Raw genomic sequence first — 11645 nt, forward strand, 5'->3', positions numbered from 1 at the left:
TTCGCCGGCCGACGCGCGGCTGGCCCCACACTCGGCGGCGGGCTATCGGCCCACGTCCGCCGGAAATGCCGTGGGAGCAACGCTGTGCGAAAGTGAGCGCGTGCCGTCGTATCTGTTGCGGATCGAGCTGGTTGACCGCCCGGGAAGCCTGGGATCGCTGGCGGTGGCCCTCGGCTCGGTGGGCGCCGACATCCTGTCGCTGGATGTGGTGGAACGCAGCAGGGGCCACGCGATCGACGACCTGGTGATCGAGCTGCCCGTGGGGGCGATGCCGGACACCTTGATCACGGCGGCCGAGTCCCTCCCCGGGGTTCGGGTGGACAGCGTCCGTCCGCACACCGGGCTGCTGGAGGCCCACCGCGAGCTGGAACTTCTCGACCATGTCGCCGCCGCCGTCGACCGCGACGCCAAGCTGCAGGTGTTGGTGGACGAGGCGCCCAGGGTGCTGCGGGTGAGCTGGTGCACGGTCTTGCGCGACAACGACTCCGAGCTGCTCCGGCTTGCTGCCAGTCCCGGCTCACCGGAAACCCGGGCGGCATCGGCGCCATGGCTGCCGATCGAGCACGCGACGGCCCTCGACGGCTCCGCCGATTGGGTGCCGCAACCCTGGCGCGACATGGACATCACGATGGTCGCCGCACCCCTGGGCGACGCGCACACCGCCGTGGTGCTGGGCCGTCCGGGCCCGGAGTTCCGGCCCTCGGAGGTGGCCCGGCTGGGCTACCTGGCCGGCATCGTCGCCACCATGCTGCGCTGACGCCGCGCCGTTGCCGGCACCACCGAGTCCGCACCTGCTCCCCCGGCGCCCAGCGTGCCGGTTACTTCGGTCGCGATCCCGACGCCACCGCCGGGTCGTCGTCTTCCCACAGCAACAACTGGCGCACCGCCGCTCGCGGTCCGTAGGGGCGAAGCATGGTGCTGGCAGGGCGCGGGCGAACCCGCTGCGGCCACCAGAACCAGCGCCCGAGCAGCGTTGCGACAGAAGGCGTCATGAACGACCGCACGATCAGCGTGTCGAACAGCAGCCCAAGGCCGATGGTGGTGCCGATCTGGCCGAGCACTTGGAAACCGCTGAACACGAAGGCGCACATAGTGACCGCGAAAACGATGCCGGCCGAGGTGACCACCGAACCCGACCCGGCCATCGCGCGGATGACCCCGGTCTTCAGGCCGGCGTGGATTTCCTCCTTGAATCGCGAGATCAGCAGCAGGTTGTAGTCGGATCCGACGGCCAGCAACAGGATGACGGCCAGCGCCAGCACCACCCAGTACAGCTGAATGCCAAACAGGTACTGCCACACCAGCACTGACAGCCCGAACGAGGCGCCCAGTGACACGGCCACGGTACCCACGATGACGAGCGCGGCGATCAGGCTGCGGGTGATGATCATCATGATCAGCAGGATGAGGCTCAGCGCGGCGAACGCCACGATCATCAGGTCGTACTTGGCGCCGTCCTGGATGTCCTTGTAGGTGGCAGCCGTCCCGCCGATATAGACCTGGGCGTCGGCCAGGGGCGTACCCTTCAACGCCTCGTGCGCGGCCCTGGCGATCGGATCGATGTGCGCAATGTCTTCGGGGGTAGCGGGGTCGCCCTCATGTGTGACGATCATCCGCACGGCCTTGCCGTCGGGCGACATGAACAGTTTCAGTCCCCGCTTGAAGTCGGGGTTGTCGAAAACCTCGGGCGGCAGGTAGAAGGTGTCGTCGTTCTTGGCCGCGTCGAAGGCCTTCCCCAGCGCCGTCGCGTTGTCGATCGCGGCGGCGGTCTGCGCATAGATGCCGGACAAGGTGGCGTAGTTGGCCAGGGTCAGGTCGCGATTGGTCTGCTGGCTTTGGATCTGGGGCGGTATGAGTGCCACCAGTTTTGGTTGCAGCGCGTCGAGTCTGTCCAGCGTCGCGACGAGGTCTTCGAATTTCGAGCTCAGCTGGTCTGTGGTGTCGAGGGCCTCGAACGAGGACCGCAGCGCATAGCAGGCGGGAATGTCGTAACAGTGCTTCTCCCAATAGAAATAGCTGCGCAGCGGCCGCAGGAAGTCATCGAGGTTCGCGAGCTTGTCGCGCAGGTCCTGGATCGTGGAGATCGTCTCGTGAAAGTTTTGCGTCTCACTGTGGGTGGCGTCGGCCAGTTGCTGCTGCAGGATGTACTGCTGCTTCAAAATGTCGATCGTCTTCGACAGTTCGTTGGCCTGCTTGAGGGCGTCGTCGGCCCGATCCCGTTGGTAGGTCAGGTTTTGCTGCTGAGCGGCGCCTTGATTGCTGACCACAAACGCGAGCGAGCTATGCACCAGCGGAGTGCCCAGCGGCCTGGTGATGGTCTGCACTTGCGCGATGCCGGGCACATGGAAAATGGCTTTGGCCACCTTGTCCACGATGAGCATGTCGGCGGGGTTGCGCATGTCGTGATCGGATTCCACCATCAGCAATTCGGGCTCGAGGCGCGCGCGCGAGAAGTGTTTCTCGGCTTCGGTATAACCCACGTTGGCCGGCGCGCTGGCGGGCATGTAAGGGCGAGTGTCGTAGCTGGTCTTGTAGCCGGGCAGCGCGACCAGGCCGACCAGGGCGAGCGCAGCTGCACCCGCGAGGACGGGGCCGGGCCAGCGCACGATGGCGGTGCCGATCCGCCGCCATCCGCGCGTCCTCATCGCCCGCTTGGGGTCGAAGATGCCCGCCATCGCGCCCAGCGTGAGGATGGCCGGCCCCAGGGTGAGTGCGGCGCACAGCGCCACCAGCACCCCCAGCGCGGCCGGGATGCCCAGGCTTTGGAAGTAGGGCAGCCGGGTAAAGCTCAGACACGCCACGGCACCGGCAACGGTGAGCCCCGAACCCAACACGATATGGGTGGTGCCGTGATACATGGTGTAGAAAGCCTTTTCGCGATCTTCACCGGCCCCGCGGGCCTCCTGATAGCGGCCGACGAAAAAGATCGCGTAGTCCGTTCCGGCGGCGATCACCAGCAGCGTCAGGATGTTCGTCGCGTAGGTCGACAGCCCGATGATCCCCGAGTTCCCGAGGAACGCGACAAGGCCTCGCGCGGCGGACATTTCGAGGAGCACTGTCCCCAGGACGAGCAACGTGGTGAGCACCGAGCGGTACACGAAGAACAACATCAGCGCGATCATCCCGACGGTGATCGCAGTGACCTTCGCGGTCCCCTTGCTGCCGACGTCGAACTGATCGGAGATGAGCGGCGCGGCGCCGGTGACGTACGCCTTGACGCCCGGTGGCGGTTTTATCTGCTCGACGATGTTGCGAACCGCGCCGACGGCCTCGTTGGCTTGCGCCGAGCCCTGGTTGCCCGAGAGAAAGACCTGAACGTAGGCGGCCTTGCCGTCACTGCTCTGCGATCCGGCCGCGGTCAGGGTGTCGCCCCAGAAGTCCTGGACGTGCTGGACATGCTTCTTGTCCTGCTCGAGCTTGCGGACCATGGTGTCGTAGAACCGGTGGGCGTCGTCGCCGAGTGGCTTGTCGCCCTCGAGCACGACCATGGCCGAGCTGTCGGTGTCGAACTCGTGGAATACCTGACCGATGCGCTTAATTGCCTTGAGCGACGGGGCATCTGGCGAGTTCAGCGCGACGTTGTGGGTCTTGCCCACCTCTTCCAGCTGCGGCACCGCGATGTTCGTGATGGCGGCCAGCGCCACCCAGAACAGCAGGATCGGCAGCGCAAGCCTGCGGATGGTGTGCGGCACGAAGGGTCGCTTCGGTTCGTCTTGGCTCGAGGGGGCGCTCATCCGGATTTGTCCAAGCAGAAGGTGTAGGCGTCGACTTTGTGGACGGTGCGTTCGTCTTTGACCACACCGTTGATGGTGATGCGGCAGCCAAGGGTGTCCCCGTTGCCCTGCGCCACGACGTTGGCGACCACGGCGGGCTCGGTCGAGGTGATGGTGAAAGACCAAGGCAGCGTGGCGTTTTTAACCTGCTGCGGCTGGGCATTGACATCAAGATAGTTGATGGTGGCCACCGCGCCCGGTGCGCCGAAGACCTCGAGCACGACGACCTTGGGATTGAACGGGACGATCTCGTTGGCCGGGTCGCTGTTGGCCGACACGTTGTTGTGCGAGCCGAAGATGCCATGCAGGCGATAGATCGCGAATCCGGTGATCGCGACGACAAGCACCGCCACGAGAACCATCCATCCTCGTTTGACGAGGGTCACAAGTGAAATCCCTTCCACCCGTTAATCTTTCGATCACCAGCCAACTCGATCAGCGATCGGGCCCGACCAACGCTCCACCGCCCGAACCTGAGCGCCAGCTATGACAGTACGGTACTGGACCGTACTCTACAAGCGATGCGTTAGTCACGGTCGCGGGTCAAACCGGGGATCAGGAACTGGTCGACCAGAAGTTGCACGGTGCGACGGGTGGGCGGCCGTTCGGGAATGATGGACCGGAAAATCAGATACCCGGGCAGCAGGTCCCACAGTTCGTCGGCGATGGCGTCTTCGGTGATCTCGCCACGGTCGACGGCCTGTTGCATCACGTCCTGCATCACGGCCTTGCGTTGCTTGAGGAATTGCTCCTGCAGCGCGTCGTTGAGGGCGGGGTGGCGCGACACCTCGACCATCACCGCGCGAATGGTGCTGGCGTGCTGGCGTCCGTGCTCGCCGCAGACCTCGCCGAGATTAATCAGATCACCGCGCAGGGTCCCGGTATTCGGTGCGATCGCCACCAGCCGGACGCCTTCGATGAAGGCGGCCAACACCAGCTCGGCCTTCGACGGCCAGCGCCGGTACACCGTGGCCTTGCTGGCCCGCGCGGCAGCGGCCACCGCGTCGATCGTCAACTGGTCATAGCCGTGTTCTTGCAAGAGCCGCAGGGTCTCCGCCAGGATCTCGGACTCGCGCGGCGACCACGGTGATGCCTGTGCGCATCGGTCGGCCGTTTGAGACATAGCGCCCACCATAGATCCACCAGGGCAGTACGGACCAGTACTGCGCTGTTAATCGTCAGTGTTCTCGGCGGCGGGCCCCTCGTCGAGCAGTCGGCGAAACCCGGCCTCGTCGAGGATCGGGACCCCCAACTCGACCGCCTTGTCGTATTTGGAGCCCGGCGCGTCACCGGCGACGACATAGGCGGTCTTCTTGGACACCGAACCGGCGGCCTTGCCGCCGCGTGCCAGGATCGCCTCCTTCGCCTCGTCGCGGGAAAAGCCGGTCAGCGAACCGGTGACGACAATGGTCAGCCCTTCCAGGGTGCGCGGCGTGTTGGCGTCGCGCTCGTCGGCCATCCGCACCCCTGCGGCACGCCACTTATCGACGATCGCGCGATGCCAGTCGACGGTGAACCACTCGGTGACCGCCGCGGCGATGGTCGGCCCGACGCCCTCGACGGCGGCCAGCTGCTCGGTCGACGCCGCGGTGATCGCGTCCAGGCTGCCGAATTCGGTTGCCAGCGCGCGGGCCGCCGTCGGGCCCACGTGCCGGATCGACAACGCCACCAGCACGCGCCATAGCGGCTGCGACTTGGCCTTGTCGAGGTTGGCTAGCAGCCGTTTGCCGTTGGCCGACACCGCGCCGCTCTTGGTGGTGAACAACTCGGTGCGCAACAGGTCGTCCTCGGTGAGCGAGAACAGGTCGCCCTCGTCGGAGATCACGCCGGCCGCCAGCAGCGCGATGGCGGCCTCGTACCCCAGCGCCTCGATGTCGAACGCGCCGCGACCGGCGACGTGAAACACCCGCTCCCGCAACTGCGCCGGGCAGGATCGCGAATTGGGACAGCGAATGTCGGCGTCGCCCTCCTTGGCCGGGGCCAACTCGGTGCCGCACTCGGGACAGTGGGTGGGCATGACGAATTCGCGCTCGGAGCCGTCGCGCAGGTCGGCGACCGGACCGAGCACTTCGGGAATCACGTCGCCGGCCTTGCGGATGACCACGGTGTCGCCGATCAGCACGCCCTTGCGCTTGACCTCGGCGGCGTTGTGCAAGGTGGCCAACCCCACCGTCGACCCGGACACCTGCACCGGCGTCATGAACGCGAACGGGGTCACGCGTCCGGTCCGGCCGACGTTGACCCGGATGTCGAGCAGCTTGGTCTGCACCTCCTGGGGCGGGTACTTGTACGCGATCGCCCAGCGCGGCGCCCGCGACGTCGACCCGAGCCGGCGCTGCAGCGACACATCGTCGACTTTGACCACGACGCCGTCGATTTCGTGGTCCACGTCGTGGCGGTGTTCACCCCAGTAGGCGATGCGATCCAGCGCGCCGGCCACGTTTTCCACCCGGGCGGTGTGTTCGGAGACCGGCAGCCCCCAGGCCCCCAGCGCCAGGTAGGCGTCATGCAGGGAGGCCGGCCGAAATCCTTCCGTGTGCCCCACCCCGTGGCAGATCATGCGAAGCTTGCGGCGGGCGGTGACCGCCGGATCCTTTTGCCGCAGTGAGCCCGCCGCGCTGTTACGGGGATTGGCGAACGGCGTCTTGCCGTCTTCCACCAGTGCGGCGTTGAGGGCTTCGAAATCGGCGAGCCGGAAGAAGACCTCGCCGCGCACCTCGAGGACATCGGGTATCGGGTAACCCTCTGCGGCGGCAAGCTTTTCGGGGACGTCGTCGATGGTGCGGGCGTTGAGGGTGACGTCCTCACCGGTGCGGCCGTCGCCGCGGGTGGCCGCACGCACCAGCCGGCCGGCACGGTAGACCAAAGCCAGGGCGACACCGTCGATCTTGAGCTCACACAGATACGGCACGTCTTGAGAACCGTCGTTGCCGACCTCGGCCTTCACCCGCGCCGCCCACAGGTCGAATTCCTCGGTGCTGAAGACGTTGTCCAACGACAGCATCCGCTCGAGGTGCTCGGCCGAGGTGAAGTCGGTGGCGAAGCCGGCGCCGCCGACGAGTTGGGTCGGCGAATCCGGTGTGCGTAACTCGGGGTACTGGTCTTCGAGCGCGGCCAACTGCCGCACCAGGACGTCGAAGTCCGCGTCGGAGATGATCGGAGCGTCGCGCACGTAGTAGCGGAACTGGTGTTCGCGCACCTCGTCGGCGAGTTCGCGCCATTGCCTGCGCACGTCGGCGGGGACGGGATCATCGTCGGGCGAACTCACCCTCGCAGGCTATCGAAGCGGGCCGACACGGGCGCTAGATGGCGTCCGGGTCCTCCGCGAAGGCGGCCGCGGCCTTGCGGGCAAGCTCGATCGCGGTGCGGGCCCATTGCGGCGTCGCCGTGGCCAAGCCGCACGCCGGGGTGACGCCGATGCGATCGCGCAGCACCGAGCGGCCGAACCCGAGCCGATCGGTCACCGCGACGACCGCCGCGGCCACCTCTTCGGCCGACGGCCGCTTGGCCGGTGCGGTCGCGGGGACCACACCGAGCACAACGGTGCGACCCGATTCGACGAACGCCGCGATGCCGTCCAGGTCCGTCGCCAGCAGCGTTGAGACGTCCACCGAAATCGCTTGAATAGTGCTGCGCTGCAACATATTCCATGGCAGTCCCGCGGCACAGCTGTGCAGCAGCACGTCGGCGCCCGTCGCCGCGGCGCAGGTGTCGAGCAACGGGCCGGCGACCACCTCGTCGAGCGCGGCGACCGGGCTCAGTGCCGTTACCCCGGCCAGCTGTCCGGCCAGCGCCGCGGGCAGCGACGGCTCATCGAACTGCACGACCACCGGGGTATCCAGGCGCCGGGCCAGCGACGCGCGGTGCGTCGCAACACCTTCGCCCAGCGACGCCGCCAGGTCGCGCAGGGCGCCGGGGTCGGTGATCGCCCGGTGACCGTTGGGCAGCTCAACCCCGGCTGCCAGGGTGATCGGGCCGGGCGCCTGCACCTTGACCACCCGTCCGCCGCCGCGCAGGCCGGCCGTCTCCCACGCCTCTTCGAGCGCGTCCATGTCCTCGTCGAGAAGGCTGACGGCCCTGCGGGTCACCGCGCCGGGTCGCGCGACGATGCGATACCCGCGGGGCACCGTGTCGATGGCCACGTCGATCAGCAGCGCGCCGGCCCGCCCGAGCAGGTCCGCCCCCACTCCCCTGGCGGGCAATTCGACGATATGGGCCATCGCGTCGGCCAATTCGCCGACGACAACCTCGGCGGCCTGCCGAGCCGAGGTCCCGGGCCAGGAGCCGAGTCCGCTGGCCTTCGCAAACGCACCAGCGAAAACACTCATCCGGCAACCGTATTCGACGTCACACGGCGCACGCACTACCAGGGGTGTACGGGCGGCCGCGCGCGGCTACGCTAGGAAATTCCGGAAAGGTAAATTTCGGTGGGGCAGAGCGCGAAAGTGACGGGGCCGCTGCTGTTGTGTGGCGCGCTGCTAGTGGTGGCGGCCTGCACCCGGGTGGTGGGCGGCAACGCGATGCCGGCCTTCGCCGGCGGCGCCCGCGATGTCAATGGCGTGAACGTCGACACCATCCTGCTGGACCAATCCCGGATGCGCGCGATCACCGGCGCCGGCGAGCACCTGACGATCATTCCGTCGATGGACGGCAACAACCCGGTGGATGTCGACACCCTCGCCGAGACCACGCCGCTGGCCTGCCGGTTCATCTACTCCGAGACCACGACATTCGGTCCCGACATCGCGCGGTTCCACAAGACCACGTATCAGGACCCGCCCGACGGTGCGTTGATCTCCGAGGGCGCAGCGGCCTACCGGGATGTCGACACGGCGCGGCACGCCTTTTCGGCCTTGGTCTCCACCGTCGGCAACTGCGCGGGCGGTTCGGCCGGCGAGCTGTTCGTCGGCGACTGGAAGGCCGACTCCTCTTCGCTGCACCTGGGGCCCGGCGGCTGCGGCCGCGATTACCGGGTGGTGTCGCTGGCCTTGCTCGAGGTCACCTTCTGCGGCTTTCCGCAGTCGGTCTCCGACATCGTAATGACCAATATCGTCGCCAACATGCCGAAGTAGACCCCAGGCCCCACGGCGACCGACGATCGATGCGCAACAGCCGCCTGGCCCGTCTCGGGGCTCCAGGCGGCTGCGCGACTTGGCGGAAGTTGCGGTTGTCACCAGTGCGACGTGGTCAGCATCTCGAAGTTGGCGTGACCGCAGTGGATCCACATCGCGACGTGCAGGGCCGTGACGGCCGCGGAGACCGCGATGGCGGCGATCGCCAGCCCGAATCCGTTCTGGTCGCGGCGGCGGACCTGGAACAACGCGATGAGGGCGAGGGCGGCGCTCAGCAGCGGGCTGGCGTACATGCCCATGAGGCTGAGGACAAACGCTGCGATGGCGATGCCGTTGGTGTTGGTGTTGGTGTCGCTGGGAGTCACTGCGCGGACTGCGGCGTTGTGCGTGGTCATCTTCATTCGTTCCTTTCCGCTGAGGTTCTTGTCCCTCTACTTTTTGCGTCAAGGAAATACTCGGAGACGGTGCTTGTCGGATCCTCAAAGCATTCTTGAAGAGGCCCCGTTATGGCCACTGAGCTGCGGAAATCAGCGTGAGGTGGCGGCGATGGTGGCGCTGCCGAGCACCTCGTCGCCGTCAGCGGCGTCGGGGCGGTACAGCACCAGCGTCTGGCCGCGGGCCACGCCCCGTATCGGGGCGCGCAACCGCACCACCAGCTCGTTGCCGATCAGTTCGGCCACCGCGTCGGCCGTCTCCCCGTGGGCGCGCACCTGAACAGCGCATTCGATCGGGCCCGCCGGCGTGGATCCGGCGGTGAACACCGGCGCCCGTCCTACCAGCGTATGCACGTCGAGGTCGGCGGCATCGCCCACCTGAACGGTCCCGGTACCGGCGTCGATCGCGGTCACGTAGCGGGGGCGTCCGTCCGGCCCTGGCCCGGCGATGCCGAGACCTTTGCGCTGTCCGATGGTGAATCCGTGCACCCCGTCGTGGGTGGCCAGCACCGCGCCGTCGGCGTTGACCACGGTGCCGCTGCGCACCCCGATGCGCTCGCCCAGGAAGGCTCGGGTGTTCCCGGACGGGATGAAGCAGATGTCGTGGCTGTCGGGTTTCTCGGCGACGGCCAGGCCCCGCTCCGCCGCCTCGGCGCGGATCTGCGACTTGCGCGTGTCACCGATGGGGAATGTGGCGTGGCGCAGCTGGTCGGAAGTCAGCACGGCCAGCACATAGGACTGGTCCTTGTCCGGATCGACAGCGCGGCGCAGCCGTCCACCGGACAGCCGGGCGTAGTGCCCGGTGGCGACGGTGTCGAAGCCCAATGCCAGAGCTCGCGCCGACAGCGCCGAGAACTTGATGCGCTGATTGCAGCGCACGCAGGGGTTGGGGGTTTCGCCCCGCTCATAGGACGAGACGAAGTCGTCGATGACGTCCTCGGCGAACCGCTCCGCGAAATCCCATACGTAGAACGGGATTCCGAGCACATCCGCGACGCGCCGGGCATCGGAGGCATCCTCCTTGGAGCAGCAGCCGCGCGAGCCGGTGCGCAGCGTGCCGGGGGCGGTCGACAGCGCCAGGTGGACGCCGACGACATCGTGCCCGGCGTCGACCATCCGGGCGGCGGCGACCGAAGAATCGACGCCACCGCTCATCGCAGCCAGAACTCTCACCCGGAAGCCCCCGCGGAAGCCAGGGCGGCCCGGCGGGCGCGATCGACCGCGGCCGGAAGAACCCGCAGCACGGCATCGACGTCGGCGTCAACGCTGGTGTGCCCCAACGACAACCGCAACGATCCGCGGGCCGTCGCGGCGTCGGCGCCCATCGCCAGCAGCACGTGCGAGGCCTGCGGCACCCCGGCTGTGCATGCCGATCCGGTTGAACACTCAATTCCGTTGGCGTCCAACAACATCAACAGCGCATCGCCCTCGCAGCCGCGAAAACTGAAGTGTGCGTTGCCCGGAAGCCGCAGCGGATCGTGGGCACCATTGAATGCCACATCGTCGACCTCGGCCAGCACCCCGGAGACCAGGCGATCGCGCAGCGCGCGCAGCCGAATGGTGTTGGCCTCCAGGTTGTCCACCGCAAGGCGGGCCGCCGTCGCCATTCCGACCGCGCCCGCGACATCGGCAGTGCCGGAACGGATGTCGCGTTCCTGCCCGCCGCCGTGCAACAGCGGCACACAGCTGACGTCGCGGCGCAGCAGCAAGGCACCCACCGCTTGCGGGCCGCCGAACTTGTGCGCGGTCACGCTCATCGCCGACAGCCCGCTGGCGGTGAAGTCGACGGGCAGCTGACCCACCGCCTGCACGGCATCGCTGTGCATGGGAACACCGAATTCGGCTGCGACAGCGGCGAGTTCGCCGGTCGGCATGACGGTGCCCACCTCGTTGTTGGCCCACATCACCGAAACCAGCGCGACGTCGTCGTGGCGGGTCAGCACCTCGCGCAGCGCCGCGGCCGACACCGACCCGTCGGAGGCGGTGGGCAGCCAAGTCACTTGGGCGCCTTCATGTTCGACCAGCCACTGCACCGAGTCCAGCACCGCGTGGTGTTCCACCTCGCTGGTGACGATGCGGCGGTGACGCGGCTCGGCGTCGCGGCGGGCCCCGGAGATGCCCTTTACGGCCAGGGTGTCGCTTTCGGTGCCGCCCGCGGGGAAGATCACCTCGGACGGGCGTGCGCTCAGCTTCTCTGCGATCAGCTCGCGGGATTCCTCGATCTGCCGACGCGCCGCGCGCCCGCTGGTGTGCAGCGACGAGGCGTTGCCGACGGTGCCCAGGGCGGCCGTCATCGATTCGATGGCGGCCGGGTGCATCGGCGTGGTGGCAGCGTGATCCAGGTAGACCATGACGCCGTTCAGGAT

General features: G+C 67.6%; 10 protein-coding genes. 2 read left to right on the forward strand and 8 right to left on the reverse strand.

All coding sequences use genetic code 11. From position 1 onward, the window contains the following. Nucleotides 1-100 precede the first annotated feature (100 nt). Nucleotides 101-757: an ACT domain-containing protein gene (locus MNAB215_RS00535; RefSeq protein ID WP_077078297.1), complete on the forward strand. Its 657-nt coding sequence runs from the start codon at nucleotides 101-103 to the stop codon at nucleotides 755-757. A 61-nt stretch (nucleotides 758-818) separates the two neighbouring features. Here MNAB215_RS00535 and MNAB215_RS00540 read toward each other — a convergent pair whose 3' ends face one another. The 5 genes from MNAB215_RS00540 to MNAB215_RS00560 all read right to left on the reverse strand — a co-directional run bounded on the left by MNAB215_RS00540 (nucleotide 819) and on the right by MNAB215_RS00560 (nucleotide 8101). Beyond that, nucleotides 819-3734 (reverse strand): MMPL/RND family transporter, encoded by a 2916-nt coding sequence (locus MNAB215_RS00540; protein WP_077076991.1) that lies wholly within the window; start codon nucleotides 3732-3734, stop codon nucleotides 819-821. Next, nucleotides 3731-4135 carry an MmpS family transport accessory protein gene (locus MNAB215_RS00545; RefSeq protein ID WP_077078298.1) on the reverse strand — a complete coding sequence of 135 codons (405 nt, stop codon included), beginning with the start codon at nucleotides 4133-4135 and terminating at the stop codon, nucleotides 3731-3733. The genes MNAB215_RS00540 and MNAB215_RS00545 overlap by 4 nt, the downstream gene beginning before the upstream one ends. A 164-nt stretch (nucleotides 4136-4299) precedes the next feature. Beyond that, on the reverse strand, nucleotides 4300-4908 hold the full coding sequence (locus MNAB215_RS00550) for a TetR/AcrR family transcriptional regulator (RefSeq protein WP_108637504.1): 609 nt from the start codon (nucleotides 4906-4908) through the stop codon (nucleotides 4300-4302). A gap of 36 nt (nucleotides 4909-4944) precedes the next feature. After that, nucleotides 4945-7041: an NAD-dependent DNA ligase LigA gene (gene ligA, locus MNAB215_RS00555; protein WP_077076993.1), complete on the reverse strand. Its 2097-nt coding sequence runs from the start codon at nucleotides 7039-7041 to the stop codon at nucleotides 4945-4947. A 34-nt stretch (nucleotides 7042-7075) separates the two neighbouring features. Beyond that, a complete protein-coding gene (locus MNAB215_RS00560; RefSeq protein WP_077076994.1) occupies nucleotides 7076-8101 on the reverse strand; it encodes a uroporphyrinogen decarboxylase/cobalamine-independent methonine synthase family protein in 1026 nt (341 codons plus the stop codon). A 99-nt stretch (nucleotides 8102-8200) separates the two neighbouring features. Here MNAB215_RS00560 and MNAB215_RS00565 point away from each other — a divergent pair, with 99 nt between their 5' ends. Further along, on the forward strand, nucleotides 8201-8845 hold the full coding sequence (locus MNAB215_RS00565; RefSeq protein ID WP_245830087.1) for a sensor domain-containing protein: 645 nt from the start codon (nucleotides 8201-8203) through the stop codon (nucleotides 8843-8845). 98 nt (nucleotides 8846-8943) lie between these two features. Here MNAB215_RS00565 and MNAB215_RS00570 read toward each other — a convergent pair whose 3' ends face one another. The 3 genes from MNAB215_RS00570 to MNAB215_RS00580 form a co-directional block, all read right to left on the reverse strand. Further along, the gene (locus tag MNAB215_RS00570) at nucleotides 8944-9240 is read right to left on the reverse strand and encodes a hypothetical protein (protein ID WP_077076995.1); all 297 of its coding nucleotides are present in this window, start codon (nucleotides 9238-9240) and stop codon (nucleotides 8944-8946) included. A gap of 132 nt (nucleotides 9241-9372) precedes the next feature. Then, nucleotides 9373-10452: a tRNA 2-thiouridine(34) synthase MnmA gene (mnmA, locus tag MNAB215_RS00575; protein ID WP_077076996.1), complete on the reverse strand. Its 1080-nt coding sequence runs from the start codon at nucleotides 10450-10452 to the stop codon at nucleotides 9373-9375. After that, on the reverse strand, nucleotides 10449-11630 hold the full coding sequence (locus MNAB215_RS00580; RefSeq protein WP_077076997.1) for a cysteine desulfurase family protein: 1182 nt from the start codon (nucleotides 11628-11630) through the stop codon (nucleotides 10449-10451). The genes mnmA and MNAB215_RS00580 overlap by 4 nt, the downstream gene beginning before the upstream one ends. Between the last annotated feature and the right edge of the window lie 15 nt (nucleotides 11631-11645).

It is taken from the genome of Mycobacterium numidiamassiliense, from assembly GCF_900157365.1.
Taxonomy (GTDB): domain Bacteria; phylum Actinomycetota; class Actinomycetes; order Mycobacteriales; family Mycobacteriaceae; genus Mycobacterium; species Mycobacterium numidiamassiliense.

What these genes read in the sequence shown, in the direction of transcription:
- MNAB215_RS00540 (WP_077076991.1), bottom strand. Translation starts at nt 3,734, where the DNA reads ATGAGCGCCCCCTCGAGCCAAGACGAACCGAAGCGACCCTTCGTGCCG.
- MNAB215_RS00545 (WP_077078298.1), bottom strand. Translation starts at nt 4,135, where the DNA reads ATGGTTCTCGTGGCGGTGCTTGTCGTCGCGATCACCGGATTCGCGATC.
- MNAB215_RS00550 (WP_108637504.1), bottom strand. Translation starts at nt 4,908, where the DNA reads ATGGTGGGCGCTATGTCTCAAACGGCCGACCGATGCGCACAGGCATCA.
- MNAB215_RS00560 (WP_077076994.1), bottom strand. Translation starts at nt 8,101, where the DNA reads ATGAGTGTTTTCGCTGGTGCGTTTGCGAAGGCCAGCGGACTCGGCTCC.
- MNAB215_RS00570 (WP_077076995.1), bottom strand. Translation starts at nt 9,240, where the DNA reads ATGACCACGCACAACGCCGCAGTCCGCGCAGTGACTCCCAGCGACACC.
- MNAB215_RS00580 (WP_077076997.1), bottom strand. Translation starts at nt 11,630, where the DNA reads ATGGTCTACCTGGATCACGCTGCCACCACGCCGATGCACCCGGCCGCC.